27 protein-coding genes are annotated in these 26449 nt (G+C 70.2%); 22 read left to right on the top strand and 5 right to left on the bottom strand.

Annotated elements, in window-relative coordinates:
• Nucleotides 1–32: 32 nt before the first annotated feature.
• The 3 genes from OG417_RS24145 (at nt 33) to OG417_RS24135 (ending at nt 2225) form a co-directional block, all read left to right on the top strand.
• A complete protein-coding gene (locus OG417_RS24145) occupies nt 33–392 on the top strand; it encodes an ArsR/SmtB family transcription factor (protein WP_329260297.1) in 360 nt (119 codons plus the stop codon).
• Nucleotides 389–1654 (top strand): GNAT family N-acetyltransferase, encoded by a 1266-nt coding sequence (locus OG417_RS24140; protein ID WP_329260295.1) that lies wholly within the window; start codon nt 389–391, stop codon nt 1652–1654. The genes OG417_RS24145 and OG417_RS24140 overlap by 4 nt, the downstream gene beginning before the upstream one ends.
• Nucleotides 1655–1829: 175 nt before the next feature.
• Nucleotides 1830–2225 carry an MmcQ/YjbR family DNA-binding protein gene (locus OG417_RS24135; protein WP_329260294.1) on the top strand — a complete coding sequence of 132 codons (396 nt, stop codon included), beginning with the start codon at nt 1830–1832 and terminating at the stop codon, nt 2223–2225.
• 89 nt (nt 2226–2314) lie between these two features.
• Here the strand turns inward: OG417_RS24135 and OG417_RS24130 are convergent, their stop codons facing one another.
• Complete coding sequence (locus OG417_RS24130; RefSeq protein WP_329260293.1) at nt 2315–3952, bottom strand: MFS transporter; 1638 nt, start codon at nt 3950–3952, stop codon at nt 2315–2317.
• A gap of 121 nt (nt 3953–4073) precedes the next feature.
• On the opposite strand from OG417_RS24130, the gene OG417_RS24125 reads away from it, so the two are divergent.
• Entirely contained in the window at nt 4074–4541 is a 468-nt protein-coding gene (locus OG417_RS24125; RefSeq protein WP_329260292.1) for a MarR family winged helix-turn-helix transcriptional regulator, read from the top strand.
• 18 nt (nt 4542–4559) lie between these two features.
• Here OG417_RS24125 and OG417_RS24120 read toward each other — a convergent pair whose 3' ends face one another.
• A complete protein-coding gene (locus OG417_RS24120) occupies nt 4560–5015 on the bottom strand; it encodes a MarR family winged helix-turn-helix transcriptional regulator (RefSeq protein ID WP_329260291.1) in 456 nt (151 codons plus the stop codon).
• 150 nt (nt 5016–5165) lie between these two features.
• Between OG417_RS24120 and OG417_RS24115 the strand changes: the two genes are divergently transcribed.
• The 16 genes from OG417_RS24115 (at nt 5166) to OG417_RS24040 (ending at nt 21916) form a co-directional block, all read left to right on the top strand.
• The gene (locus OG417_RS24115) at nt 5166–6077 is read left to right on the top strand and encodes an SDR family NAD(P)-dependent oxidoreductase (RefSeq protein ID WP_329260290.1); all 912 of its coding nucleotides are present in this window, start codon (nt 5166–5168) and stop codon (nt 6075–6077) included.
• A gap of 64 nt (nt 6078–6141) precedes the next feature.
• Nucleotides 6142–7014 carry an amidohydrolase family protein gene (locus OG417_RS24110; RefSeq protein ID WP_329262502.1) on the top strand — a complete coding sequence of 291 codons (873 nt, stop codon included), beginning with the start codon at nt 6142–6144 and terminating at the stop codon, nt 7012–7014.
• 95 nt (nt 7015–7109) lie between these two features.
• Complete coding sequence (locus OG417_RS24105; protein ID WP_329260276.1) at nt 7110–8594, top strand: acyl-CoA synthetase; 1485 nt, start codon at nt 7110–7112, stop codon at nt 8592–8594.
• Nucleotides 8595–8606: 12 nt separating this feature from the next.
• Nucleotides 8607–9071: a MaoC family dehydratase gene (locus OG417_RS24100; protein WP_329260275.1), complete on the top strand. Its 465-nt coding sequence runs from the start codon at nt 8607–8609 to the stop codon at nt 9069–9071.
• A gap of 167 nt (nt 9072–9238) precedes the next feature.
• The gene (locus tag OG417_RS24095) at nt 9239–9961 is read left to right on the top strand and encodes a TetR/AcrR family transcriptional regulator (RefSeq protein WP_329260274.1); all 723 of its coding nucleotides are present in this window, start codon (nt 9239–9241) and stop codon (nt 9959–9961) included.
• Between the two features lie 215 nt (nt 9962–10176).
• Entirely contained in the window at nt 10177–11403 is a 1227-nt protein-coding gene (locus OG417_RS24090; RefSeq protein WP_329260273.1) for an ABC transporter substrate-binding protein, read from the top strand.
• A gap of 16 nt (nt 11404–11419) precedes the next feature.
• Nucleotides 11420–12271, top strand: coding sequence for a branched-chain amino acid ABC transporter permease (locus OG417_RS24085; RefSeq protein WP_329260272.1), 852 nt, complete (start codon nt 11420–11422; stop codon nt 12269–12271).
• Entirely contained in the window at nt 12264–14057 is a 1794-nt protein-coding gene (locus OG417_RS24080) for a branched-chain amino acid ABC transporter ATP-binding protein/permease (RefSeq protein WP_329260271.1), read from the top strand. The genes OG417_RS24085 and OG417_RS24080 overlap by 8 nt, the downstream gene beginning before the upstream one ends.
• The gene (locus tag OG417_RS24075; protein WP_329260270.1) at nt 14054–14785 is read left to right on the top strand and encodes an ABC transporter ATP-binding protein; all 732 of its coding nucleotides are present in this window, start codon (nt 14054–14056) and stop codon (nt 14783–14785) included. The genes OG417_RS24080 and OG417_RS24075 overlap by 4 nt, the downstream gene beginning before the upstream one ends.
• Complete coding sequence (locus OG417_RS24070) at nt 14782–15672, top strand: alpha/beta fold hydrolase (RefSeq protein WP_329260269.1); 891 nt, start codon at nt 14782–14784, stop codon at nt 15670–15672. Before OG417_RS24075 ends, OG417_RS24070 begins: the two co-directional genes overlap by 4 nt.
• Complete coding sequence (locus OG417_RS24065) at nt 15672–16532, top strand: alpha/beta fold hydrolase (RefSeq protein ID WP_329262499.1); 861 nt, start codon at nt 15672–15674, stop codon at nt 16530–16532. The genes OG417_RS24070 and OG417_RS24065 overlap by 1 nt, the downstream gene beginning before the upstream one ends.
• Before the next feature lie 65 nt (nt 16533–16597).
• Nucleotides 16598–17746 carry a CapA family protein gene (locus OG417_RS24060; protein WP_329260268.1) on the top strand — a complete coding sequence of 383 codons (1149 nt, stop codon included), beginning with the start codon at nt 16598–16600 and terminating at the stop codon, nt 17744–17746.
• Nucleotides 17743–18981, top strand: coding sequence for a CaiB/BaiF CoA transferase family protein (locus tag OG417_RS24055; RefSeq protein WP_329260267.1), 1239 nt, complete (start codon nt 17743–17745; stop codon nt 18979–18981). The genes OG417_RS24060 and OG417_RS24055 overlap by 4 nt, the downstream gene beginning before the upstream one ends.
• Entirely contained in the window at nt 18978–20114 is a 1137-nt protein-coding gene (locus tag OG417_RS24050; protein WP_329260266.1) for a 2-hydroxyacyl-CoA dehydratase family protein, read from the top strand. Before OG417_RS24055 ends, OG417_RS24050 begins: the two co-directional genes overlap by 4 nt.
• Nucleotides 20114–21406 (top strand): 2-hydroxyacyl-CoA dehydratase family protein, encoded by a 1293-nt coding sequence (locus OG417_RS24045; RefSeq protein WP_329260265.1) that lies wholly within the window; start codon nt 20114–20116, stop codon nt 21404–21406. Before OG417_RS24050 ends, OG417_RS24045 begins: the two co-directional genes overlap by 1 nt.
• A 168-nt stretch (nt 21407–21574) precedes the next feature.
• Nucleotides 21575–21916 carry a hypothetical protein gene (locus OG417_RS24040; RefSeq protein WP_329260263.1) on the top strand — a complete coding sequence of 114 codons (342 nt, stop codon included), beginning with the start codon at nt 21575–21577 and terminating at the stop codon, nt 21914–21916.
• 3 nt (nt 21917–21919) lie between these two features.
• Here the strand turns inward: OG417_RS24040 and OG417_RS24035 are convergent, their stop codons facing one another.
• The gene (locus OG417_RS24035; protein ID WP_329260262.1) at nt 21920–22279 is read right to left on the bottom strand and encodes a LysR family transcriptional regulator; all 360 of its coding nucleotides are present in this window, start codon (nt 22277–22279) and stop codon (nt 21920–21922) included.
• 519 nt (nt 22280–22798) lie between these two features.
• Nucleotides 22799–23098: a hypothetical protein gene (locus tag OG417_RS24030; protein ID WP_329260260.1), complete on the bottom strand. Its 300-nt coding sequence runs from the start codon at nt 23096–23098 to the stop codon at nt 22799–22801.
• A gap of 525 nt (nt 23099–23623) precedes the next feature.
• On the opposite strand from OG417_RS24030, the gene OG417_RS24025 reads away from it, so the two are divergent.
• The gene (locus OG417_RS24025) at nt 23624–23959 is read left to right on the top strand and encodes a nitroreductase/quinone reductase family protein (protein ID WP_329260258.1); all 336 of its coding nucleotides are present in this window, start codon (nt 23624–23626) and stop codon (nt 23957–23959) included.
• A gap of 223 nt (nt 23960–24182) precedes the next feature.
• Nucleotides 24183–25748, top strand: a complete 1566-nt coding sequence (locus OG417_RS24020; RefSeq protein ID WP_329260256.1) for a protein kinase domain-containing protein — start codon at nt 24183–24185, stop codon at nt 25746–25748.
• Nucleotides 25749–25806: 58 nt separating this feature from the next.
• Here OG417_RS24020 and OG417_RS24015 read toward each other — a convergent pair whose 3' ends face one another.
• Nucleotides 25807–26442, bottom strand: coding sequence for a GNAT family N-acetyltransferase (locus OG417_RS24015; protein WP_329260247.1), 636 nt, complete (start codon nt 26440–26442; stop codon nt 25807–25809).
• Between the last annotated feature and the right edge of the window lie 7 nt (nt 26443–26449).

The following is a 26449-nucleotide window of genomic DNA, read 5'->3' as shown; positions in this document are numbered from 1 at the left end:
CCCTAAACTTCATCGCCTATCGTCGATTAACGATGAATGACGAGAGCGGACCTCTCGACCGGTCGACGGCGGTCGAGTACGCGTCCTGGTTCAAGGCCCTGGCCGATGCCACCCGGATCCAGATCGTCTCCCTGCTGGCCCGCCGCGGTGAGCCGATGGCGGTCGGCCAGATCGTCCAGGCCGTCGACGTCGGCCAATCGACCGTCTCGGCGCACTTGAAGGTGCTCGCCGACGTGCGGTTCGTGCTGGTCGAGCAGCGAGGGACCGCCCGGTACTACCGGATCAACGAGAACTGCGTGCGCTGCTTCCCGACCGCCGCCGACGTGGTCATGGGCCGCCCGGTCCCCACCCAGCCCGACGCCGCCACTTGTGAGACAGGGGGAACCCGATGACCGAGCACCTCTCCGGCCGCAGCCTCGAGGATGCGCGTGAGGCGATCGTGGATCGCTACTCCGGGCTGGCCCGCCAGGCCCTGGCCGGGCAGGCCCCCGCCGGCTCGTGCACGACGAGCGAGCGCGACGAGGAAGGCTGTTTCGGCGCTGCCCGCTACGGCGCCGATGAGGCGGTTCCGGAGGCGGCGCTGCGGGCGAGTCTGGGCTGCGGCGATCCCACCGCCGTCGCCGACATCGCCTCCGGCGAGACCATCCTCGACCTGGGCTCGGGCGGCGGGCTCGACGTCATCCTGTCGGCCCGGCGCACCGGCCCGACGGGCAAGGCTTACGGCCTGGACGCCAGCCCCGACATGCTCACGCTCGCGGCCGCCAACGCGGCCGAAGCCGGGATCGGCAACGTCGAGTTCCTCCGTGGCCACATCGAGGACATCCCCCTGCCGGACGCCCACGTCGACGTGGTCATCTCCAACTGTGTCATCAACCTGTCCACCGACAAACCCCGCGTGCTCGCCGAGGCCTTCCGCGTCCTGCGCCCCGGCGGCCGCCTCGGCGTCACCGACGTCATCGCCGCCCACGACCTCGACCCGGCCGAACGCACCACGGCCGAACAGGCCGTCGGCTGCGCCGCCGGAACCCTCACCCTCAGCGAGTACCGCCACCGGCTGCTCACCGCCGGGTTCACCACCGCGACCATCACGCCCACCCACCAGGTCGCCCCCGGTCTGCACTCGGCGATCGTTCAAGCGGGTAAGCCCGCGGCGCCGGACGGCATCGCGATCCGGCCCATGCGGCCCGGCGACGCCGAAGAGGTCCTGGCGATCTACCAGGCCGGGCTCGACGGCGGCAACGCCAGCTTCGAGACCACGACCCCCACCTGGGAAGCATTCGACGCCGCCAAGCTGCCGCCGCACCGCCACGTGGCCACCGACAGCGGCACCGGCCAGGTCCTCGGCTGGATCGCCGCCGCGGCGGTCTCCGACCGCCGCGTCTACGCCGGCGTCGTCGAACACTCCGTGTACGTCCACCCCGAGCACCACCGCCGCGGCATCGCCGCCGCCCTTCTCCAAGCCCTGATCGACTCCACCCAGACCGCCGGGATCTGGACCATCCAATCGGGCATCTTCCCCGACAACACCGCCAGCCTCCGGCTCCACGCCGGCGCCGGATTCCGCACCGTCGGAACCCGCCAACGCATCGGCCGCCACCACGGACGATGGCGCGACGTGATTTTCATCGAACGTCGCAGCCCCACTGTGGGATAAGGGCTTCCCCCTTCCAACAAATCCTGTGGACGCGACCCGTCCACACCCGGCAACCTCGATGGTTCCCGCCGCGTATGATCGCGCCGGCGACCGCCGAAGGCGCCCCTCGTCCGCGATGCGGTCGCCGGCGCGTAGCCTCGGCACATGCGGATCGTGCGCTCTGGGAGGGATCTCGGTGGCTGACGCCGACGATGTGCGCCGGTTGGCGCTGGCTCTGCCTCACGTGGTGGAGATCGACAGTGACGGCTTTGACTTCCGGGTCGCCGACAAGGGGTTCGTCTGGTCCTACCCCGAGCGCACGCCGGGGAGGCCGCGCCTGATCCGAACCGATATCGCGGTGCTCTACGTCGGGGACGAGGCCGAAAAGCAGGCTCTCCTGCTCGGCGAGCCCGACCTCTTCTTCACCACGCCGAGCTACGACGGCCTGCCCCTGGTGATGCTGCGCCTGGCCGAGGTGAAGGTCGAACGTCTGGAAGAGCTCGTGACCGACGCGTGGCGCATGCGTGCGCCGGACGCGCTCGTCAGCGACCTCGATGAGGCCGGCGAATCGTCCGGCACTGATCCGTGCTGAACGAGCGCGCCCGGGTCGGTAATGACAAATCCAGCCACTGGGCCGCCCTGCCGCTTCACGTCCCACAAGCGTTGGCCTCGGCGACCAGATCAGTCATGAAGCGACTCCTCGGTGACCAGGGGCCGGCGCGCCGCACCACCGAGCATTCCCCCCGCGGCCAGTAGCGCGGCGACGAGCGCGGAGACCCCGCAAACGACATAGCCGATCGCGTACGCGTGGTCGAGAGCGTGGAAGGCGACGTTCTGGATCGGGTTGCCCGCGACGGCGTTGGCGCCGAGCGGGCCGGAGTTCACCGCGCCGACGGCCTCGGGCGGTGCGCTCGCGCCGAACTTCTCCATCGCCGCCCGCAGCGCGGAACTGGCGTGCAGTTTGTGCTGGATCTCGGAGGCGGCCGCGCTCAACGCGATCGCGCCGATGACCGCGGGGCCGAGCGTGAAGCCGAAGTCCCGCAGCTGGCTGGTCGTGCCCGAGGCCATACCGGCGAGGTGGTTGGGCACGGTGTTGACCGCGACGGCGGTCACGCCGGAGAGCGCGAACGCGAATCCGACACCGACCAGGACCAGCGGCGCGACGATCGGCCACAGGGATCGGTCGACCGCCGACTGGGCGGCGATCCAGAAGTCCCCGGCCGCGATCAGCAGGAAGCCGGCGCCCAGCGCCCAGCGCGGGTTGTACGAGTGAATCGTCTTCGCGGTGACCGGCATGAGCACCAGCGCGAAGCCCTGCAACAGCACGAACGCGATGGCCGTCTCCAGGGGCGAGAACTCCTGGATCGCCGACAGCCGGATGCTGGTGGAGTAGGCGGTGCCCAGGAAGGCGAACATGCCCAGCACCGTCACGAGGGAGCTCACCGCGAAGGCTCGGTTGGCGAACAGGCTCAGCCGCAGCAACGGAGCCGGCGACCGCCGCTCGGCGGCGATGAACGCGGCGAAGAAGACGACGGCGACGACGAAACCGCCGATCACCCACGGGCTCGACCAACCGCTCGTGGCGCCCTGGATGACGGCGAACAGGAGGGCGAACAACGAGACGGCGACGGTGATCTGCCCCGGCCAGTCCAGTGAGCGACCCTCGGGTGCGGAGGAGTTCCGGGCGGTCAGGGCGACGGCCGCACTGATCAGGGCGAGGAGGAAGACCGCGACGAACGCCCAGCGCCAGGTCGCCGTCGGGTCGTCGCCCCAGGACATCTTGGTGACCAGCCCGCCCAGAAGCGGGGACACGAACCCTCCGGACGACAGCGCGGCGGACCAGACCGCGATGCCTCGCGCCCGGTCCTTCGCCGTGTGGGTGCCCGCGGCCACCATCGCCAGCGAGGTGGGGAAGAGGACCGCCGCGCCGATGCCGGTCAGCGCCTGCCCCGTCCACAGCGTGGCGATGGCCGCGGTGTTCGAGGTGCCGGCCGACGGGGTGAGCACGCTGATCAACTCACCGACGGCCATGAGCAGGCTGCCGCCGATCAGCAGACGCTTGCGGCCGAAGAGGTCGCCGAGGGCGCCGAAACTCAGCTCGAGCAAGGTCACCGGCACGAGGAAAGCGTCGGAGATCCAGGTGAGCTGCGCGGAGGTGGTGTGCAGGTCCTGCTGGAACAGGCCGTTCAGAACGGCGGGGATGGCGAGCCCGACCTGCGCCACCAGCACCGCGAGGGCGGTGGCGACGCGGGTGCCGGGGGTGAGGAAGGGGGTGGTGATCGCGTGCCGGCTGGCCGGTGCGGTGGTGAGATCGCTCATTGCGTCTCCAGGAACGGAGGAGCCCGGATGCTGCCAACGAGAGACTGTGTCACGCATCACTATTGATGTACAGGTTTCCTGGGTTTTTCTCCGTTGCGCCGCAATCGGGGAAGATGGACGGGTGACCGACCCCGCCACCTCCGGCGACGTCCGCGCCAAGGCGCGGACGTCCCTGCTCTATCTGGTCAAGCAGCTGGAGCTGGCCGTACGCTCCCGGCTGGACGAGGTGCTGCGCCCGGTGTCCATCACGCCGTTGCAGTACACGGCGTTGACGGTTCTGGAGCGCCGGTCGGACCTCAGCACGGCCGAGCTCGCCCGCAACGCCTTCGTGACCGACCAGAGCGCCGCCGACATGGTCGGCGTTCTCGAGAGCCGCGGCCTCGTCCTGCGGCACCCCGACCCGGGTGACCGTCGGCGGCGGGTGCTGCGGCTCACCGCCGAGGGCCAGGAACTCCTCGATCACGTACGCGCGGACGTGGACGCCGTGGAGGAGCGAATGCTGTCGCCGCTCGCCGCGGACGAGGTCGACGACCTGCGCCGCTACGTGGCCGCCTGCCGCAGCGCCCTGTCGAGCTCGCCTCCGCACTGAGGCGAGGACCGGCCCGCGTCAGGAGAGCCGGCGCCACGCGTGGTCGAGAGTCCTGCGCAGCCGGGCGGCGTCGTCGTCGGTGAGGCCGTCGGTCATGCGTCGCTCGATGTCGCGTACGGGCCGCTCGTAGTCGGCGAGGAGCCGATGCCCGAGATCGGTCAGCGCGATGAGAAGCTCACGCCGGTTGGCCGGATTGGGGTGCCGGACGACGTAGCCGCGGCTCTCGAGCGTGCGGACCATGTCGGCCATCGACTGCGCGGTGACGAACGAGTCGCGGGCGAGTTGAGCGGCGGTGAGACCGTCATGCCGCTCCAGCACGGTCAGCGCGGTGTACTGCAGGGCGGTCAGCCCCGACGGCTTGAGCACCTCGTCAAGGCGCGCCCGTACGGCGAGTTCGGTGCGTTTGACCAGGTACAGCAGCGAAGGGGCCGCCTTCGCGCCTCTCCCGGCCGGCCGCGCGGCCGCTTCCGCCACGGCGCCCTCTCCTTCGTTCGTGAGGCGGTGCGCCACTGCGGCGCACCCTGGTGCGACATCGGAACGACCCTACCCCATTGACAGGATTCCTGTCGGTCATCAGACTTGCCCCCCATAGCCAGGAATCCTGTCGATGAAGGGTGGACTCCAGTGGACCTGACAGGAAAGGTGGCCGTCGTCACGGGCAGTGGCCGCGGCCTCGGGCTCGCCTACTCCCGCGCACTGGCCGCGGCCGGGGCGTCCGTCGTGGTCAACGACGTGGACCGGCAGGCCGTCGACGCCGCGGTGGAGAGCGTACGGTCGGCGGGCGGCCGGGCGTTCGGAGTGACCGCCGCGGTCGGCGACACCGCCACGGCCGAGGATCTGGTCTCCGCGGCGGTGGAGCACTTCGGCCGGCTCGACGTCCTGGTGACCAACGCCGGCATTCTGCGGGACAAGGTCCTGTGGAAGATGACCGACGATGACTTCGACGACGTCGTCCGCGTCCACCTGCGCGGCACCTTCACCTGCACCAGGGCCGCCGCGACCCGGATGCGCGAACAGGGCGAGGGCGGACGCATCATCGTGATCGGATCGCCGGCCGGACAGCGTGGGAACTTCGGGCAGACCAACTACGCGGCGGCCAAGGCCGGCATCGTGGCCATGGCGCGCACCTGGTCCCTGGAGCTGGCGCGAGCCGGGATCACGGTCAACGCCGTCATCCCCGTCGCCGCCACCGAGATGACCAAGACGATTCCGGCGTTCGCGCCGGCCATCGCGGAGGCCGAGCGCACCGGCGAACCCCTGCCGGCCTGGATGCGCAAGGACGAAGGGCTCGGCACCGTCGAGGACGTCGCCGGCCTCGTCGTCTTCCTCGCCTCCGACGCCTCGGCCGCCATCACCGGCCAGGCCATCGGCGTCGGCGGGGACCGGCTGGCGCTGTGGGCCCACCCGCAGGAGAAGAAGGTAGAGCTGCGGGACGGCGGCTGGAACGCCGATGAGATCGCCGCCGCCTGGGCCGAGGGTGTCGGTGCGCAGCCCGAGTCCTCCGGCATCCCCGCGCCCCAGCCGACGGGAAACTGACATGCCGCCAACCGACGGGCCACGAACCGACCTGCCGCGAACCGACATCGCCGCCCCCGCCCGCATGGACGTGGCACGGCTGACCGCGATCGACGTGCACACGCACGCGGAGGTGTCCCGGACGGGCCATCCGTCCCTCACCCCGGAGCTCATGGCCGCCTCGGAGAAGTACTTCGCCGCGCAGGGTCACCGCCAGCCCACGATCGAGGAGATGGCCGACTACTACCGCCGGCGGAACATGGCGGCGGTCGTCTTCACCGTCGACGCCGAGCACGCCCTGGGCCACCCGCCCATCCCGAACGAGGAGATCGCCGAGGACTGTGCCGCCCACGCGGACGCGCTCATCCCCTTCGCCTCACTCGACCCGTGGCGAGGCCGGGCGGCGGTGCGCCGGGCGCACCGGCTGGTGGAGGAGTACGGGGTGCGGGGCTTCAAGTTCCACCCCAGCCTGCAGGCGTTCTCGCCCGACGATCCCATGGCCTACCCGCTGTACGAGGCCATCGCGGAGCTCGGTGTGCCCGCCCTCTTCCACACCGGGCAGACCGGCATCGGCGCGGGTGTGCCGGGCGGCGGAGGCATCCGCCTGAAGTACTCCAATCCCCTGCTGCTCGACGACGTGGCGACCGACTTCCCCGAGCTGCAGATCATCCTGGCGCACCCGTCCTTCCCCTGGCAGGACGAGGCGCTGGCCGTGGCGACGCACAAGCCGAACGTGTTCATCGACCTGTCCGGATGGTCGCCGAAGTACTTCCCGCCGCAGCTCATCCGGTACGCCAACACGCTGCTCAAGGAAAAGGTGCTGTTCGGCTCGGACTACCCGGTCATCACCCCCGACCGGTGGCTGAGCGACTTCGCGAAGATCGACATCAAGCCCGACGTACGGCCGCTCATCCTCAAGGACAACGCGCTCCGCCTGCTCGGCCTCACTCCCGGCTGACCGCCACGGCTTGACCGACCGCCGCCGAACGACTTCTCCCGCCCCCATGAGCCCGGCCGCCCGGCGAAGAGCCCGGCCCATCTGAAAGGCACGGCATGCGCAACCACGGCATCGGGTCCTGGACCGCGCGACGCGCCCGTAGAACCCCGCACCGCCCCGCCGTCATCCACGAGGGCGTCCCGATCACCTACGCCCGACTGCACGATCGCACCACGCGCCTGGCCCATCACCTGCGCCGGCTCGGCGTGCGGCCCGGTGACCGTGTCGCGTACCTCGGCCCCAACCATCCCTCGTTCCTGGAGACCCTGTTCGCCGCCGGCCAGCTCGGAGCCATCTTCGTGCCGCTCAACACCCGGCTCGCCGAGCCGGAGCTGCGGCACTGCCTCACGGACTCCGGGGCGAGCGTGCTGGTGCACACCCCGGCCTTCGAAGAGTCCGCGGTCACCTGCGACGTTCCGCGCCGCCTTGCCGTGGACGCCGGCCTCGAACAGGCGCTCGCCGCCTGTCCCCCGGATCCCATCGACATCCGCGTGACGCACGCCGACACGGCGATGATCATGTACACCTCCGGCACGACGGGGCGCGCCAAAGGCGCCGTGCTCACGCACGGCAACCTCATCTGGAACAGCCTCAACACCCTGGTCGACGGGGAGTTCGCCGCCGGTGACGTGGCACTGCTCTCCGCACCGCTGTTCCACACGGCCGCGCTGAACATGACCTGCCTGCCCACCGTCCTCAAAGGCGGCACACTGGTGCTCGAGGAGTCGTTCTCCCCGGCCCGCACCCTAGACCTGGTCGAGCGCCTCCGCGTCACGGTGATGTTCGGCGTGCCGGCCATGTTCCAGCGGATCGCCGCGGAGCCCCGGTTCGCCGAGGCCGATCTGTCGTCGGTGCGGATGATGCTGTGTGGCGGCGCTCCGGTGCCGGAAGCGCTGATCCGGACCTACCGGCGACGCGGACTGGGTTTCCTCCAGGGCTACGGCATGACCGAGGCGTCCCCCGGCGTGTGCCTGCTCGACGCCGAGCACGCCCTCGACAAGTCCGGCAGCGCCGGCCTTCCGCACTTCTTCGACGACGTCCGCATCGTCGACCCCGCCGGCCACGACTCCTCCCGCGGCGAACTGCTCGTGGAAGGCCCGAATGTCATGAGCGGTTACTGGAACCTCCCCGATGAGACGGCCGCGGCCCTCCACGACGGCTGGTTCCGTTCCGGGGACATCGCCCGCACCGATGACGACGGCTACGTCACCATCGTCGACCGCGCCAAAGACATGATCATTTCAGGCGGCGAGAACATCTACCCGGCCGAGGTCGAGAACCTGCTCTACGAGCATCCGGCCGTCGGTGACTGCGCCGTCATCGGGGTCCGGGACGAAAAGTGGGGCGAGGTACCCCGCGCCGTCGTCGTTCTCGCGCCCGATGCCACGGCGAGGGCCGAGGACATCCTCGCCTCCCTCGATGGACGTCTGGCACGCTACAAGATTCCCAAGTCACTCGTCTTCACCGACGCTCTGCCCCGCACCGGCGCCGGGAAGCTGATCAAGGCTCGCATTCGAGATGAATTCGGTACCCCCTTCTGAAGGAGACCTGCCATGACCGCCGCGCGTACCGTCACCGGCCTCGACGAGATCAAGGCTCTCGCCGGGACCGACCTGGGCCGTACCGACTGGCTGGAGATCACCCAAGAACGGGTGAACATGTTCGCCGACGCCACCGACGACCATCAGTGGATCCACACCGATCCCGAGCGTGCCGCCACCGGCCCGTTCGGTGCCACGATCGCCCACGGTTACCTGACCCTGTCTTTGATCATTCCTCTCTTCACCCGACTGCTGGCCATCGAGGGCATCTCGATGAGCATCAACTACGGCCTGGACAAGGTCCGTTTTCCGCAGCCGGTAAAGGTCGGCGCCAAGATCCGCCTGCACGGCACCGTGGAGTCCGTCGACGACGTTCGCGGCAACGGCGTCGAGATGCGGCTCGCCTTCACCGTGGAGATCGAAGGCTCCGACAAACCCGCCTGCGCCGCGCGGGCCGTCCTCCGCCATTACGCATAGACCAATGCCGGTCTTCGGCGATTGACGAGCCGATGACCGGCCGAAATTCGACGCTCGCAGGTTCGCCGCAGGTATTGACCGATCGATCGATCAAAAGATACGTTCTGCGGCAATGGATTGATCGACCGATCGATCGATAATCCAGCTGACCTACCGAGGAGGCCCGGATGAGCGGAGACGCCGGCAAGCCGGTACAGGGTCGGCGCGGTCGCCGGGCGGCGGACGCCACGCCCGTCAACGTCCGGTTGTCACGGGCGGCGCTGGAGCTGTTCTCGCGAAAAGGGTTCGACGCGACCGGGATCCGCGAGATCGGCGCGCACGCCGGCGTGAGCACCTCGATGATCTACCACTACCTGAGCTCCAAGGACGAGGCCTTGAGCGACCTCGTGCTCGAAGGGCTCAGCAGGCACGGCCAGGCGCTGCAGGACGCCTGCGCCATCGTCGACCGTCCGGAGGAACGGCTCGCCGCCCTCATCGGCGTGCAGGTCATCATCCCCATCAAACATCCGCAGATGGGCCAGTTGCTGCAGCAGGAACTGCACGCACGCGACTGGTCCGACCATCCATCGATCAGCCGCCAGCGCGCGCGGACGAACCGGCTGTGGACCGACGTCCTCGCCCGCGGACAGGCGGAGGGCGTCTTCACCTTCGGGTCGGCGTCGTTGGCGCGGATCGCGCTGATGCGCTCGACCACGCTGGTCACCCAGTGGTACCAGGCCGACGGCGCGCTCGGCCTGGAGACCGTGGCCGCCCAGTTCGCCGACCTGGCCCTCGGAACCGTCCGCGCCCACCGCGACGGCCGCCCACTGCGCTTCGACGATCTCCAAGCCCCGTCGATCACCCGCCTGGTCGAGGTGGTCGAGAAGGCCCACCGGGACGTCTGGTGGTAACCGGCCGCCGCTGAAGGCATCACGCGCCCGCCCCCGTACGGACCTCATCCCCCACCAGCCGAACTCACATCACGACACGGCGCACCGCCGGTGTGCCCTGACGCGACCAGGCATGCCGTCACGACGATGACCGCCGTGCCGCGGAACGCCCATCTCACTCCACACACTCCTTCACGCCGCCGGATGCGGCGTGGTGTCATCGAGGAGGTACCCGGATGTTCGCCAACATCGGGGCAAGTCACCCATCCCCCACCCCTCCGCGCATCCAACGCCCGCCGGCGTTCCGTTCCCGCGTGCTCTGCGCGGTCGCCGCCGCACTGCTCCTCCCCCTCGCCGCCTGCGGGACGAGCGAGGCGGGCGACGGCGGTTCGACCCTCAAGGTCGGCTACATCGCGCCCCTGTCGGGAACGGCCGCGCTCTACGCGGGCGGTTTCACCGGCGGCGTCGAGAGCGCGGTGAAGGTCCACGACCGGTCGGGCGGGTGGAAGATCAAGCTGACGAAGGGTGACGACGCCAGCGACCCGGCCACCTCCACGCAGGTCTGCCAGCGATTCGTCAACCAGGACCACGTCGACCTCATCGTGGCCGGCCAGCCCGCCGCCAACGCGCAGGCGTGCCGCGCCGTCGCCGCCGTACGGAAGGTCCCGTACATCTCCTTCTCCACCGGCGCGACGGAGTTCTGCTTCCCCAACATGTGGAACTACGGGCCATCGCCCAAGCAGGCGGCGCTGCCGCTCATCGACCACCTGCTCGCCCACGGCTCGAAGAAGTTCTATCTGATGGGCACCGACTCGGCCTCACCGAAGGCGACCTTCGCCATCGTCAAAGCCCAGATCCAGGCCAAGGGCGGAACGGTCGTCGGGACGGGCTACGAGACGCTGGGCACCTCGGACTTCTCCCCGGACATCTCCAAGATCATCTCTTCCGGGGCCGACACCGTGTTCAGCGCCGTGGTCGCCGGCGACAACATCACCTACCACAAGCAGTTCGCCGCGAACGCGGGCACGGCCAGGCTCATTCAAGGTGACATGCAGATGGTCACCAAGACGGCACGAGCGCTCGGCTCCGCCGCGGCGGGCGTCGTCTACGCCGGCCCCTACGACCAGTCGGCCCAGAACGCCGCCAACACCACCTACCTCGCCGCGCTGAAGACGGCGGCGCCGAACGTGAACCCCGGTGACGCCATCCTCAGCTACCAGGGCATGACGCTCGTCACCAAGGCGATCGACACCTTGGCCAAGGGCGAGAAGCCCTCATCGGCGAAGCTGGGGGCGGCCCTCTCGGCGGCCACGGCGGACACGCCGAGCGGCACGGTGACCGCCGCGGCGAACCGGTACGTCACGATGCCGATGCGGATCTGGAAGGTCGGCTCGAACGGCTCCGCCTCCACCGTCCTGAACACCGTCCCGTCCGCCGACCCCGCCGTCGGCTGCAAGCAGTGACCGGGCGGGAGACGACATGACCGTCCTCATCAGCGTGATCAACACCAGCGCGACCACCCTGCTCGTCCTCATGGGACTGGCGATCGTGCTGGGCCTGATGCACATCGTCAACCTCGCCCAGACCGGCTTCATGGCCGTCGGTGTCTACACCGGGCTGGAGATCGGGCCGCGCCTCGGCTTCTGGACGGGCGCGCTGATCGCCGCGGTCGTCACCGGCCTGCTGGGCGCCGCCGCCGAGACCTTGCTGCTGCGGCGGGTTCGCGAGCGGATGCTGGAGACGATGCTGGCGACCTGGGGTCTGTCGCTGGTCCTGACCCAGGTCATCCAGCTGAGGTACGGGCCGGACAGCCGCGTCATGGCCACCCCGCTGCACGGCTCGTTCCACCTGTTCGGCACCACCTGGCAGAAGTACCGCGTGCTGCTGGTGGTCGCCGCCGTCCTGCTGGTCGTGGCGATGTGGGCGCTGACCCGCTTCACCAGGGTCGGGTTGCGGGTGCGGATGTGCATGGCCGACCCGGACCTGGCCGAGGACAGCGGCATCAACACATCCCTCGTCCGGCAGACGACCTTCGTCCTCGGCTGTGCCCTCGCCGGATTCGTCGGCGTTCTGCTCGGCCCGATCTCCGGGATCAGCCCGAACTACGCCGGGAACCTGCTCATCCCCGCCTTCCTCGCGGTGATGATGTCGGGCCGTACCCTGCACGGCCTGGTCATCTCCGGCGTCGTCCTGTCGATCGTGCAGGTCGGGTTCGCCTACTGGTCCAAACCGGCGTACGCGACGGTCGCCGTCATCGCCGTGGCCGTCGTCGTCCTCGGTGTCCTCCCGGACGGCATCGACCTGCGAAGGTTCAGGAGGGCCCATGTCTAGGCCGGTGACGGCCGCCGCGGCCGCGATCGCCGTGGTCGTGCTGGTGACTCCCTTCCTCAGCGGCACCTACTACCAGCAACTGCTCGCCCAGGCGTTCCTGTACGCGATCGTGGCGGTGAGCCTGGACTTCGTCTGGGGCTACGCCGGCGTGCCCGACCTCGGACACGCGCTCTGGTTCGGCATCGGTGCCCTGTCGGTCGGCCACACCACCACGGTCCTGTCCGACGTCGGGCTGGTCACCGAGGTCCACGGCTCGGCCGGCCGGTATCTGGCAGGCGTCGTCATCGGCGTGGTCACCGCGACCGTACTCGCCGCGATCGTCGCGCGGCTGTGCCTGTCGTCCCGCCGGTCGAACGACTTCTACATCGTCGTGGTGACGCTCGCGCTGGCGACCGCCGCCGTCACGGTCTACGACCAGACGCCGGGTCTCGGCGGGGGTGAGAACGGGCTGTTCGGCTTCAACCTGCCCGGCGTCTCCTCGCTGGGGTGGTATTACATCACCGCGGCGATGCTGGCCGTGACCGTCGCCGTCGCGCTGGTGGTCGTCCGCAGCGACTTCGGACTGCTGATGCGCGCCGTCCGCGACAACGCACCGCGCGCCCGCTACCTGGGCTACAACGACGTCAACGTCAAGATCTGGGTGTTCACCGCGGGTGCGGCCGTCACCGCACTCGCCGGGGCGGTCTTCGCGATGATGACCGGTGTCGCCAACGACGGCCAGTTCAGCTTCACGCTGGCCACCTCGATGCTGGTCTGGGTCGCCGTCGGCGGCCGCGCCACCATCGTCGGCCCGATGATCGGCGCGATCGTGATGAGCCTGGCCGGCGCCAAGCTGAACGAGCAGTTCCCCGCCCAATGGACGATCATCGAGGGCGCGCTGCTGATCGCCGTCGTGGTGTTCATCCCGGGCGGGCTGCTCGGGCCGCTCGTCCGGCTCGCCGGGCGGCTGCTCGCCCACCGGCACCCGCCGCGCGGACGCGTCATCGCCGCCGCGCCCGCTGAGCCGGGCCGTCCGGCGCCGGACGCCGACGGCGGCGGGCCCGTGATCCGCATTCGCGACCTGGTGTTCGGATACGGCTCCCTGCGCGTCCTGGACGGCGTCGCCCTGGACGTCGTCGCGGGCGAGCTGCTGTGCGTCGTGGGGCCGAACGGTGCCGGCAAGTCCACACTGACGAACGTCATCACCGATGGACGGTTGCGGTCGCGCGGGACGGTCGAGTTCCTGCTGCCGGGCCGGCGGCTCGGCGACCGGCCGGCACCGCACGAGATCGCCCGCGCGGGCGTGGGCCGGAAGTTCCAGATCCCGTCCGTCTTCGCCAGCCTCACCGTCGCCGAGGCGCTGCTGCTGGCCGACCGGCGCGGGGCGCTGCCCTCGCCGTGGCGGCGCAGCGCGACGGTCGGGGTCGCCCCGTCCGTCATCGACATCGTCCGGATCGCCGGGCTGGCCGGGCGGGCCGACACGCCGTCGGCCGACCTCTCGCACGGGCTGCGGCAGGGCCTCGAGGTGGCGATGGCCGTCGCGGCACGGCCCCGTGTGATCATCCTGGACGAGCCGACCGCCGGGCTCACCGCCCATGAACGCCATGACATCGGCCAGGTCCTGGAGCACCTGCGCGACATCGGGATCGCGGTCGTGCTCATCGAACACGACCTGGACTTCGTCATCCGCGTCTCCGACCGTGTGGTCGTGCTGCACGGTGGCCGCGTCATCGAGGACGGCCCGCCCGAGGCCGTCCGCGGATCGGACGCCGTACGCAGCGCCTATCTCGGGACGGCGGTCCGATGAGCGCGAACGTCACGACCGAGACCCTCGGCCTGCACGTACGGGCTCTCGACGCCGGGTACGGCGCGGCGACCGTCATCCGCGAGGTGTCGTTCGACGTCGCGGCCGGCGAGGCGCTGGCCGTCGTCGGCCGCAACGGCATGGGCAAGACGACCCTGCTCAAGGCGATCATGGGCCATGCCGGCCGGACGACCGGGACGGTCCGCGTCGGCGACTCCGACGTCACCGGTCGGCCCGCCCACCGGATCGTACGGCTCGGCGTCGGCTACGCCGCTCAGGAGGGAAACCTCTTCACCGACCTGACCGTCGCGGAGAACCTCCAGGCGGCCACCATGCACCTGCCCCGCGGCCATACGGCGAAGCGCCGCGAGGAGGTGCTCGCCTACTTCCCGGTGCTGACGAACCGTCTCTGGCAGACCGCCGGGACGCTGTCCGGCGGCGAACAGAAGATGCTCGTGCTCTCGCTGGCGCTGCTGCGCGAACCCCGGCTGCTCATCATCGACGAGATCAGCGACGGTCTCCAGCCGAGCGTCGTCGACACGGTCGGCGACGTACTGCGGGCCGAGCGGGAGCGGCGAGGCATATCCCTGCTCATGGCGGAGCAGAACGTCGACCTCAGCCTGCGGGTCGCCGACCGGGTGGCCGTTCTCAAGCTCGGCCGCATCGTGTCCACGGTCGACAGCACGGCGGAAGGCGTCCGCGACCGGCTGATGAAGGAGCTGGCCCCATGACCTCGCGAAGCGGTGTGGTGCCGGTGGAGGGTGCCGGCCTGCGGTGGAGGAGGCTCGGGCACGGCGATCGAACGGTCATCGCGGCGCACCAGGGGCCGGGCGGGCCGCCTCGTCCGCTCTGGCTGCGGATGTTGGCCGAGGTTCCCGGCCTCAACGTACTGTCGCTGGAGCTGCGCGGCACCGACGGCTCGCCACGCGCCCACGAGGATCTGGGCGACCGCTGGTACGAACGGTGGGCGATGGACGTCGCCAGTGTCGCCGAAGTCCTCGGTGAGACGAGTTACGTCTACGCCGGAGCGTCGCACGGCGCCGTCGTCGGCTGGCACCTCGCACTCGGCCGCCCGCCCGGACTGCGGGCGCTGGTGTCGGTGGTCGGCGCGCCACACGGCCGCGACGCCGGGCCGGGCCGATCGTCCGGCTGGGAACAGCGCAGGGCCGCCGTCCACGACCGGCGGCTGGCCGAGGAGATCTTCGCCTCGATGCGCCCGCCCACGTCCGATCCGCTGCGGCTGCGCCGGCGCGCCCAGGCCCGCGAACGCTACCTGAAGAGCCTGGACGCACTCGATCCGGAGACGCTGCCGCGGGCCGGCGTCGCACTGCCGCATCTGCGCACCGACGCGGAGGTCGCCGGCGAACTGCGCCGCGTCGACGTCCCCGTCCTCGTCGCCGGAGGCATGCAGGACCGGCTCTGCCGGCCCGAGGACAACCTGCGCGCCGCGAGTGCCGTCCCCGGTGCTCGCCTGGTCCTCTTCCAGGATCACGGCCACGGCACGCTCCTGGACGAGGAACCCGAGCCGCTGATCGACCAGATCCGCCTCTTCCTCTCCCCCACCGACGCGAAGTCCAACGACCGGCCCGACCACGAGGAGAGCTCCCCGTGCCTTTGATGGAGATGGCAGACGCCACGCTGCACTACGACGAGTACGGCACCGGTGACGAAGTCGTCCTGTCGTCCGCCATGGCGTTCGACCCCGATGCCTACCCGGCCTGCCTGGCGGCACCGCCCACCGGCTATCACGTGTACACGATCCAGGCGCGCGGATACGGAAGGTCCAGTCACCCGGACGTACCGCCGGAACAGGGCTGGCTGGACCAGTGGGCGGACGACGTCTGCGCCTTCGCCGACCGTCTCGGCATCGACCGGTTCATCTACACCGGCATCTCACACGGCGGCGGCATCGGCTGGCATCTCGCCGCCCGACGGCCCGAACGGCTGAAAGCGCTGATCTCCGTGGTGGGTACCCCGCACGACCGCGCGGGCGGCACGGACTCGTCGGCCGGTCGCCGCCGGATGATCGAGAACCGCCGCTCCCCCGAGATCGTCGCCGAGCAGCTCCGGATCATGTACGGGCCGACCGACGACCCCGTCCGGCGGGCGGCGCGCGAGGAGGAGATCGCCCGCCGGGTGGAGCGGTACCTGGCCCAGCCCGAACGGGAGGCGCTCATCAACCAGGGCAAGCCGTTCCCGCAGGCGCGCACCGACGAGGAACTGGCCGAGGTGTTGCGCGGCATCCGTGTCCCCGTCCTGATCCTGGCGGCGATGCGGGACGGGGTCATCTCCCCGGAGTCGGCGTTGCGCGCGGCCCGTTCGGTCCCGGGCGCCAAGTCCGTGCTCTTCGAGGACGAAGGCCATTTCATCGGCACGGAGAGCCCGGAGCGGCTCGTCCGGGAGGTCCGCGTGTTCGTCGACGAGCTGAACGACGTCGCCGAGCCCCGGACCGTCGCCAGGACGGGAGCCGGAGCATGAGCGAGCGGAGCGAGCGAATCAAAGAACACGTGCGCCGGGATCGCTCCTCCGACGGAGGAGGACTCATGAGCGCGGAGATCACCGTGATGGCCGTCGGCGACGTCATCCTCGACGAACCCGAGCCCGCCTCGTTCTTCGAACCGGCACGCGACACGCTGCTGGGGGCGGACGTCGCGGTCGCGCACATCGAGGTGCCGCACTCCGACACCACCGAGCGGACCAGCACCGACGTTCCCGCCCCGCCCGCCGATCCCGCCGCTCTGGCGGCGCTGCCCGGCGCGGGGTTCGGCGTCGCGACTCTCGCGGGGAACCACATCTACGACGCCGGCGCGAGCGGCATCGCGGACACGATCCGGCACCTGCGGGCCAACGGCGTGGCCACGACCGGTGCCGGGCCGAACCTGCCCGCGGCGCGGCGCCCCGCCATCGTCGAACGCGGTGGGCTGCGACTGGCCGTGCTCAGCTACAACTGCGTCGGCCCCCGCGAGTCATGGGCCACCTCCGCCAAGGCCGGCTGCGCGTACGTGCACGTCCTGACCCACTACGAGCTCGACCACGCCAGCCCCGGCGGCCCGCCGCGCATCTACACCTTCGCCGAACCCGACGACCTCGACCGGCTCGCCGACGACGTACGCGCCGCCCGCGCCGAGGCCGACGCCGTGCTCGTCGCCTTCCACAAGGGCATCGGCCACACCCCGGCCGCGATCGCCATGTACGAGCGGCCCGTCGCGCATGCAGCGATCGACGCGGGCGCCGACGCGGTCGTCGGCCACCATGCCCACATCATGCGGGGCATCGAGGTCTATCGCGGCCGTCCGATCTACCACGGCCTCGGCAACTTCGTCACCGTCACCCGCGCCCTCACCCCGACCGGCGGCGAGAGCGCGGAGATCGAGGCATGGGCACGACGCCGCGTCGAACTGTACGGATTCGCGCCCGATCCGGACATGCCGTTCTACCCCTTCCATCCGGAGAGCCGGAACACCGCCATCGCCACGATGCGGTTCGGCGCGTCCGGCCTCACCGGCGCCGGCTACGTGCCCTGCTGGATCGACGACCGAGGACGCCCCGTCCCGCGTGGCCGCGGCGACGGAGGCCAGGACGTCGCCGCCTACATCGACGGCATCGGCCGCCGCGCGGGCCTGGACACCGCGACGCGCTGGCGCGGCGACGCCGAGATCGAGTTGACCGAAGTGGACGGGGGAACCCGATGACGGCACGACCGCTGGACGGCAAGACCGTCCTGGACCTGACGACCGCGCTGGCGGGACCGTACGCCACGCTGCTGCTGGCCGGCCTGGGCGCCACCGTGATCAAGATCGAGAATCCGGCGACCGGCGGGGACAGTTCCCGCGGCAACTCTCCGTACGCGCGGGCGGACGGCCCGGCCGCCGATCGCCGCGACGCCACCGACATGTCGGTGTCGATGCTGACCCGTGGCCGGGGCAAAATGAGCGTCACGCTCGACCTCAAGCAGCCCCGCGGCCGGGAGGTCTTCGCCGACCTCCTCGGCCACGCCGACGTCGTGGTCGAGAATTACGCGGCCGGCACGGCCGACCGGCTCGGCGTCGGCTACCAGGCGGCGCGTGCGGTCAACCCGCGCATCGTCTACACCTCGATCAGCGGCTTCGGCGCGCAAGGCGGCGGCTCCGGCACGGGCAAGGCGATGGACACCATCATCCAGGCGCTCAGCGGGGTGATGATGACGGCCGGCGAACCGGGCGACCCTCCCGTCCGGTTCGGTCTTCCGGTCGGTGACCTGCTCGCCCCGCTGTACGCCGTCATCGGCACCCTCGCCGCCGTGCTGCACGCCGAACACACCGGCGAGGGCCAGCACGTCGACGTGTCCATGCTCGGCGCGCTCACCTCGCTGCTGTCCTGCGAGCCGTTCGACGCCTACGAGATGATGGGCCTGCCCGGCCGCACCGGCGCGCTGGTGCCGCGGCTCGCACCGTTCGGCGTGTTCCCGGCCGCCGACGGCTGGATCGCTCTGTGCGGCCCGACCGACGCGTTCGCGCGCGGGGTGTTCGCCGCGATGGACCGCCCCGAACTGGCCGGGGACGAGCGTTTCGCCACGCGCGACCGGCGCGTTCGGAGCGCCGCGGAACTCCACGAGCTGATCCGTTCCTGGTCGTCCGGGCTGACCCGCGCGGAGGCGATCAAGCGGCTCGCGGACCACGGCGTCCCGGCCGCCGAGGTACGGGACCCGGCGGAGGCCGTCCGGGACCCGACGGTCCTCGCCCGCGGGGAGGTCGTCGAGCTGGTCCACCCCGACCACGGCCCGACCGGACTGCTGGGCCCGGGAATCCCGATCACGTTCTCCGCCTCGGACGCCGACCTGGACCGCCCGGCACCTCACATCGGCCAGCACAACCAGGCGGTGCTCGGCGGGCTGCTCGGCTACTCCGCCGAACGCCTGGCCGCGCTCGCCGACGAGGGCGTCCTGTGAGCACCACGCCCGCGGCGCTCAAGGAGCTGCGCGACGCCTACGACGACCGGCCCGCCGCCATCCGGCGCCGGCGCGCGGCGGGCGCCCCGGTCGTGGGATGCGTGGGCGCCGACGTCCCCGTCGAACTCGTCACCGCGGCCGGGGCGCTACCGGTGCGGCTGGCCGGGGATCCCGCCCGCGACCGCGACGCCGCCGACCGCTATCTCGGCACCGGCCTCGATCCCGCGGCCGGTTCGATCCTCGCCGGTCTCCTGTCCGGAGAGCCGGAGCTGGACCTGCTGCTGATCTCCAACGACTGCGCCGCCTCACTGCGGCTCTTCTACACCGTCCGCGAACTGCGCCGACTCGGCGTCGAACCCGCCCTGCCGCGCACCCACCTCGTCGACGTCCTTCATCTCCCCCACCGCACCACGACCCGCTACAACCGCGTCCGGCTCGCGGAGACCAAGGAACTGCTCGAACGCTGGTCCGGCCGGCGCATCGGCGAGAGCGAGCTCGCGAAGGCCGTCCGGCAGCACGACGAGGCGCGACGGAGGATGCTCGCCCTGCGGCGGCTGCGCACCGCCGACCGTCCCGCGCTGCGTGGCGAGGACGCGCTGATCGCGATCGGTGCCGGCGCGGTGCTGACCCCCGAGGAGCACACGGCACTGCTCGACCGGCTCATGCTCGCCGACGCCGACCTGCCCCGCTACGACCGTCCCCGCCTCTACCTCACCGGCAGTGCCCATGACGGTCCCGAGGTCTACCGTGCGATCGAAGACGCCGGTTACCTGATCGTCGCCGACGACCACGACTGGGGAGACGCACTCGCCGGACCGCTCGTCGGCGAGCCGACCCTGGACGCCCTGGCCGAGCGCTACCAGTACCGGGCCCCGACCGCGGCGCGGTCGTCGGTCCGCGTCCGCGCCGACCAGACCGCCGCCACCGTGGAACGCTCCCACCCCGACCTGCTCGTGTGCTACGTCCGCGACAGGGACGAGGCACCGGCCTGGGACTTCCCCGCCCAGCGAAGAGCGGCCGGCGTCCCGGCGGTGATCCTCGAACACCGCCGCTACGGAGAACTCGGCGAGGACGCGCTACCGATCATCGCGGACGCCCTGCGCACCGCCCGTCAGAACGGAGAGACCGGCTGATGGCCCGGCGGAACAAGCTCCTCGCCTCTTCGACCGAGGCCACCCGCTACCAGCGGGAATGGTTCGCCGGGCTGCGCGAGGCCGTGGCCGGTGGCGCACCACTCGCCCTCGTCAACGCCGACGCGCCACAGGAGATCTTCCGGGCGATGGGCATCCCGTACGTGGTGAACCAATGGTGGGCGTCCGTCGTGGCCGCCAAGCGGCGTACGGGCGAATACCTGCGGACGCTCCGCGAGAACGGCTATCCCGACTACTCCGAGCAGTACAGCGCCACCTCCCTCGCGTCCGTCTTCGCGGAGATCCCCGACCCTCCCTGGAACGGGCTGCCCCGGCCCACGATCGTCCTGGGCGACACCACCGGCGACGCCTCACGCAAGGTCTTCGACATCTGGGACGAGCAGGACGGGATCGCCTACTACCCGCTGGAGAGCGCCGCCGCCGACACGGTCCCGGTCAACTGGTGGGAGCTGATGCCCGACCAGTGGGAGACCGCCATCGGCACCGCACGCCTGGACCTCATGGTCGCCGAGCTGGAAGGGCTGGTGCGCTTCCTGGAGACCACGACCGGCCGCGTCTTCCGCGAGTCCCGCTTCCGCGAGGTCATGGCTCTGATCAACGAGCAGGAGGAATGGAACCGCCGCACCCGCGACCTCATCGCCCGCACGCGTCCGGTCCCGCTTCGCGTGGACGACAGCATCTCCAGCGTCATGGTCCCGCAATGGCACCGTGGCACCGTCTGGGCCCGTGACGCCGCCAGACGCTTCCATGACGAGGTCGCCGCGCGCGTCGCCGCCGGCGAGGCCGCCTGCCCCGGCGAGCGGCTGCGGTTGATGTGGATCGGCCGCGGCCTCTGGTACGACATGGACTTCTACCGGTACTTCGAGGAACGTCACGGCGCCGTCTTCGTCTGGTCGATGTACCTGGCGATCGCCGCGGACGGCTACATCCGCCACGGCGACGACCCGATGCGCGCCCTCGCCGCGAGGTTCGCGGCCTTCTCGGACCAGCTGTACCGCCCACCGTGGTCGAACGAGTGGTACCTCAAGGAGGCGAGGCTGCACCAGGTCGACGGAGTCGTGCACCTGGTCGGCGAGGACGCGCGCAGCGGCTGGTTCATCACCGAGACTCTCGAACGCGCGGGTATCCCGGTGTTCGAACTGCGGGTCGACAACGTCGACCAGCGCGCCTACGACCTGACCACCGTCCGCGCCGCGGTCGATGACTGGCTCACCGACCGCGTCGCCGGCAGGGCATCGAAAAAGCCGAACCCGCACACTTCCTCGACACCTTGAGACGGGTGCGACGCGAGGTCCTCCATTCGGGCCGAGGCCGTACGGACGGGCCCGATCGCGGCAGCCGCGCGCCGGGCACGGAAAATCAGTGAGTCATCCGACGTAAACCTTCTCGCGTATACCCACGTCTTATCAACTGACGGCTACTGAGGCTTTGGAAGGAGCCCAATGTTCAAGCGAATGATCGCGGCCGGGTTGGCCGCTGCGGGTATCGCCACCTTGTCCGCGGGAATGGTCGCGTCCCCGGCGCACGCGGACGTCAACTGCACTCCCGACACATTCTTCGTTCTGCACGCCTCGAGCACCAACGGCGGCACGCCCCTGAGCGAGTGCCTCGAGGGAAGCAACGTCACGTACGGCATGGGCTTCGCGGTCGACCTCATCCGGGCCGGGAACAACAGCGGGTATCTCGTCCGGGCGAGTGACGGCCGGCACGTGCGCTTCAAGAACTACCAGGAAATTTATTTCGGCCCCACTGGTGTAGTGTTCGAAGAAATCCACTTCAACTGACATTCACGTGGCGGCGCTCCGCGCACTCCCGCCGCCACGTACCTTTCCCCGCGACCGTCCTTTCGACTTCTTGCGCGAGCCGGCCGGAATTTCGGGCTCGTCGGGTCCGGCCCAGTGGCGCGAATCGGTGAGCGCGTCCACCGCGTCCACGATGGCCCGTGCCTCGGCCACGATCCGCGCGCCCGCGGGAGTCACGGTGACCCTCCGGCTGGTGCGCTCGAACAGCCGGACGCCCAGTTCACGCTCCAGCTCGTGGATTCGACGGCCGAACGGCTGCGCGCCGATGTAGTGCCGCTGCGCGGCGCGGCCGAAGTGCAACTCCTCCGCAAGCGTGATCGCGTAACGAAGTGACTGGAAGTCCACGCATTTCCTCCGCGAATGCGAGCGATGCCCAGGTCGAGGTCGGCGGCGCCCTGCCCGGGCGCCAAGGAGTCCAGCCGATCGCGAAGCGGCTGGAGGCATCCGGCCGCTTCGTACGAAGTAGCTTCTCCAAGACCGACGGCCGTCACGATCCGGCACGCGGTACATCCGCGGTACAGCCAGCACTACCGTCCGTCGCATTCGAGCGCATCGCCACCGGCTCAGCCCGCGATCATCCCACCGCCGTGGCGGTCGAAACGAGAACCGCTTCCCCGTAGTGCACCGGGCCTTCCGGCTCCATCGAGAGCGCTGAGCATGTTATCTGCGTGACATGCCCGTCACGCCGTCACATCGGGATCCCGACGTCCATTCCCCTCGCGTGGCCGCACCGGCCCGGACCAGGTCCCGAACCCCCTCGGTCGCGGTGATCCAGGGATGGACGACCGTCACGTTGGTCCCTCGCGGGCCGAAGTGCCGCTGCGCTGGCGGCACCTGGCCGGCGGCGTACCGTGCTACCGCGCGTTATGCGCGATCAGAGGTCCACTCGGGTGAGCGGCCCGTGAAGGCGATGAACCGGTCCAGGGGCGAGGCATCGTCGGCGACCGCGACCTCCGGGCCGAACGGCATGCCTTCGCCCCGGTACTCCGGCTGAACGACGGGCGCCAGGGTCGCGAGCGCCTGTTCGCAGACCGCCGCGTCGGGTTGCCAGGACCGGCCGGTGGCCTTGGCCAGATCCCATCCGTGGCCGAGAACCTCGGCGGTGAGCATGCTGAAATCGATATCGCGGACACCTCCCGCGATGTCGTCGAGCACCACGAGCACGGGGGCCTTGGCCTGACCTTCCGTCAATTCGAACACCCTCCGAGGAATCAGGGCGAGAACACGTGGTCGCCGTTGCGGCATTGACGCGTTACCGTCCGGGTACCTGGTAGCGCGTCCGTGGTGAGGATCGTGCCGTCGCACGGCGGCACACGGATCCGGCCACGACGGCCGTCACCTGTCACAACAAGGCGGTAGAACCGTTCCAGGAAAGCACGGGACACGTCGGACGATCATCAGCCGAAATGGTTGTGATCCGGCTTTTCACTCGCCGATACCGTCGATGCTCGCCGATCACACCGCTGGACGCGGTGAAGCCGGGCCGCCGCAGGTCCGGGCGCTGTAGCCGTCGATCCGGGGGCTCGGTCGGCCGGGCGGTCCGGCGGCACCCCGGCCGGTTCCGCGTCCGATCCGGCCCCATCCGGCCCCACCGCACGGCCTGTACGCTCCGCCACAGGTCGTGTTCCGTAGCCGACCGTCGCTCTGTCCATCCGTGTGTCCTGCGTTCTCTCGATCCCTGGAGATCTCATGAGCTTCGACACGCCCGCGGGGACCCGCGGCGCCCGACAGCCGTCCGGGCGGCTGATGCGCCGGTTCAACACGCTGCTCGCCCGGCGGATCCGCAGGACCGGCACAGCCATGGGTCTCAATGCCCTGATCCTGACGACCCTCGGCGCCAGAAGCGGAGCCGGGCGCACCACCCCGGTCGGCCGGTTCCCCGGCTCCGACGGCTCCTGGCTGATCGTCGCGTCGGCCGCCGGCGCGGCCGGTAACCCCGCCTGGGACCACAACATCGCCGCCCACCCCGACAAGACCGACCGGATCCCGCCGATCATCCGCCTGACTCCGCACACCAACGAATGACATCGGAAGCCGGGGTCCATTTCCGTCCTGAACGGATGTATCGCCTGCGACGCACCATCCGCTGACCGAAGGCGACGTAATCGCGTCAATGTCGAGTCAAGAAGATCATCGGTAAGCCGTATACGGGGATACCGCATTGAAAGGGGGACGGGGAAACAGGTCCGCGCGGGCACTGTGTCCCTGAATACCAATGAGTTCCGCACAAGACCGCCCTGATGAAGGCATGTCGAAGGAATCATCCGGGGAAGGGCAAGAGGCGCCACGGGATGCCGCGGCGCCCATGGTCGCGGGCCGCTATCGGCTGGTGGCGCAGCTGGGCAAGGGAGGCATGGGCACCGTCTGGCGGGCCCGGGACGTCGTTCGCGGCGAGGACGTCGCGATCAAGGAACCTCAACTCACCTCGAATCTGGGAGGCGAGAGCCGCGAGGTCATGGTGGCGAGGCTCGAGCGGGAGGCGAGGGCCACCGCACAGATCTCACACCCGGCCGTGGTCGACATCCTCGACGTGGTTACTGATTCCGGACGGCCGTTGATCGTCATGGAGCTGATCGAAGGCCGGAATCTGGCCGACCTGATGGACGAGGGCATACTGTCGCCCCAGCAGGCGGCGAAGGTCACGCTGCCGGTCGCGGAGGCGCTGGTCGCCGCGCACGCGATGGGCGTGCTGCACCGGGACGTCAAGCCGCACAACATCATGATCGGCGACGACGGCCGGGTCGTCCTCACCGACTTCGGCCTCGCCCAGATTCACGGCGAGCAGGGGCTCACCGCCACGGGCATGATGATGGGTTCCGCCGAGTTCCTTCCACCCGAGCGGATGCTGGGCAGGGTCGCCGTGCCCGCGTCGGACTTCTTCTCCCTCGGCGTCGTCCTGTACGCGGCGGTCGAGGGCTACTCACCCTTCCTGCGCAAGGTCCCGGAGGCGACCTTCCAGGCGATCATGAACGCGCGGCCGGCGGACCCGATCCACGGCGGACCGCTCACCCCGCTGATCATGGCCATGCTCGACAAGGACCCGGAACGGCGGCCCAGCGGCGCTCAGGTCGTCGAGCGGCTCCGCCAGGTGGCCGAGGGCACACCGTCGGCCTCCACCGACACGGCGCCTCCGGCCGCCGAGAAGGGGCCCGGAAAGGAAGGCGGCGACGGAAAGCGCACTCGCCGCGCGTGGGTACTGCCGGTGGCGGCCATCATCACCGTAGCCGCGTTCGCGGCCGGTGTGGCCGCGGCCACGGGGGCCATCAAGCTGAAACCGGCGGCGACACAGGCCGCCCCAACGGTGACGACCACGGTCCACTCCGTGCAGCCCGGTGACCGGCAGCAGCGCCCGACGGCCTCCCCGAGCAGGATCCGCAGGCCGATGACCGTGGCGAGCCCCATGCCCTCGGCTTCACGCCGCAAGCGCGCCGGGACCAAGGCCGCCTCGAACGAACTGCCGCTGGCGGGCGGGCCGCCGTGGACGAGCCGCGTGCTGCACGCACCGTACGTGCTCCGCTCGGGCAGGACCGTGCGGACGAACCGCATCGCGCTGACCATGCAGACCGACGGTGATCTGGTGCTCCGCGACAAGGGCGGCAAGGTCATCTGGTCCACCGGGACCCACCGGCCCGGGGCCCACGCCATCCTCCAGAACGACGGCAACCTGGTCGTCTACACCGCGAGCGATCGGCCGGCCTGGGGCGCGGGATGCCAGGGCCACGATCATCCGACGATGGTGCTGCAGGCCGACGCCAACCTGGTGATCAAGGACAAGAACGGCACGCCGGTATGGGCGACCGACACCTGGCGATGACCCGGGGACCGAGCCCGGCCCGCGTTGGGCCACAAGGGGGTACGAGGATCCGGGTTCTTCAGCGAGGGTCGGATCTCAGCAGGGAGTAGAGGTACACGTCTCGGCGTTCGTCTTCGGCGAGCCACCAACGGCGAAGGAGTCCTTCACGTTGGTAGCCGGCCCGCTCGGCGGTGTGCCAGGACGCTTCGTTCGAAGGCTCCACGTACAGCTCAAGGCGGTCGATCCCGGGCGGCGTGAACGCCCAGGCCGACAGCATGCGCAGCGCATGTCCCGCCGCCCCCTGACCGCGCTTTCGTTCGGCGATCCAATACCCGATGCTCGCCCGCCCGGCCTGCAGATCCTTCAAGCCCAGTCCGATATGCCCGATGGCATGGTCGGTTTCCGCGTCAGCGATGGCGAAGTAATATCTGACGCCCGCGACGTAGTGGCTTCGGGCCAGGTCGATCAAGGCCTGCATCTGACCACCGTCGGATGTCGCCTGAACCTTGCTCTGCGCGAGCACCGGATCGATCAACGTGATCAGCGGATCGTCGGAGACTTCTTCGATGAATCCGGCATCTCCGTCGGAGAAATTCCGCAGCACGAGCGTGCCGTCGTCGATTCGAGGAAAGGGAGCGAACATTGACATGGCACCAATCTCCCACACGTTGACGAGAACCAGGCCGCGCTCGCGCTGTAAGGATAGCGGCTTCACTTCTCCT

The organism is Actinoallomurus sp. NBC_01490, from assembly GCF_036227085.1.
GTDB classification, from domain to species: Bacteria; Actinomycetota; Actinomycetes; order Streptosporangiales; family Streptosporangiaceae; genus Actinoallomurus; species Actinoallomurus oryzae.
Note: the sequence above shows the minus strand (reverse complement) of the source record. Positions and strands in the feature narration are given on the sequence as shown.

Excerpts from the sequence above, each read along its gene's own strand:
- OG417_RS24145 (WP_329260297.1), top strand. The coding sequence starts at position 33 with ATGAATGACGAGAGCGGACCTCTCGACCGGTCGACGGCGGTCGAGTAC.
- OG417_RS24140 (WP_329260295.1), top strand. The coding sequence starts at position 389 with ATGACCGAGCACCTCTCCGGCCGCAGCCTCGAGGATGCGCGTGAGGCG.
- OG417_RS24130 (WP_329260293.1), bottom strand. The coding sequence starts at position 3,952 with ATGAGCGATCTCACCACCGCACCGGCCAGCCGGCACGCGATCACCACC.
- OG417_RS24110 (WP_329262502.1), top strand. The coding sequence starts at position 6,142 with ATGGACGTGGCACGGCTGACCGCGATCGACGTGCACACGCACGCGGAG.
- OG417_RS24105 (WP_329260276.1), top strand. The coding sequence starts at position 7,110 with ATGCGCAACCACGGCATCGGGTCCTGGACCGCGCGACGCGCCCGTAGA.
- OG417_RS24100 (WP_329260275.1), top strand. The coding sequence starts at position 8,607 with ATGACCGCCGCGCGTACCGTCACCGGCCTCGACGAGATCAAGGCTCTC.
- OG417_RS24095 (WP_329260274.1), top strand. The coding sequence starts at position 9,239 with ATGAGCGGAGACGCCGGCAAGCCGGTACAGGGTCGGCGCGGTCGCCGG.
- OG417_RS24090 (WP_329260273.1), top strand. The coding sequence starts at position 10,177 with ATGTTCGCCAACATCGGGGCAAGTCACCCATCCCCCACCCCTCCGCGC.
- OG417_RS24085 (WP_329260272.1), top strand. The coding sequence starts at position 11,420 with ATGACCGTCCTCATCAGCGTGATCAACACCAGCGCGACCACCCTGCTC.
- OG417_RS24080 (WP_329260271.1), top strand. The coding sequence starts at position 12,264 with ATGTCTAGGCCGGTGACGGCCGCCGCGGCCGCGATCGCCGTGGTCGTG.
- OG417_RS24075 (WP_329260270.1), top strand. The coding sequence starts at position 14,054 with ATGAGCGCGAACGTCACGACCGAGACCCTCGGCCTGCACGTACGGGCT.
- OG417_RS24070 (WP_329260269.1), top strand. The coding sequence starts at position 14,782 with ATGACCTCGCGAAGCGGTGTGGTGCCGGTGGAGGGTGCCGGCCTGCGG.
- OG417_RS24065 (WP_329262499.1), top strand. The coding sequence starts at position 15,672 with ATGGAGATGGCAGACGCCACGCTGCACTACGACGAGTACGGCACCGGT.
- OG417_RS24060 (WP_329260268.1), top strand. The coding sequence starts at position 16,598 with ATGAGCGCGGAGATCACCGTGATGGCCGTCGGCGACGTCATCCTCGAC.
- OG417_RS24055 (WP_329260267.1), top strand. The coding sequence starts at position 17,743 with ATGACGGCACGACCGCTGGACGGCAAGACCGTCCTGGACCTGACGACC.
- OG417_RS24045 (WP_329260265.1), top strand. The coding sequence starts at position 20,114 with ATGGCCCGGCGGAACAAGCTCCTCGCCTCTTCGACCGAGGCCACCCGC.
- OG417_RS24040 (WP_329260263.1), top strand. The coding sequence starts at position 21,575 with ATGTTCAAGCGAATGATCGCGGCCGGGTTGGCCGCTGCGGGTATCGCC.
- OG417_RS24025 (WP_329260258.1), top strand. The coding sequence starts at position 23,624 with ATGAGCTTCGACACGCCCGCGGGGACCCGCGGCGCCCGACAGCCGTCC.
- OG417_RS24020 (WP_329260256.1), top strand. The coding sequence starts at position 24,183 with ATGTCGAAGGAATCATCCGGGGAAGGGCAAGAGGCGCCACGGGATGCC.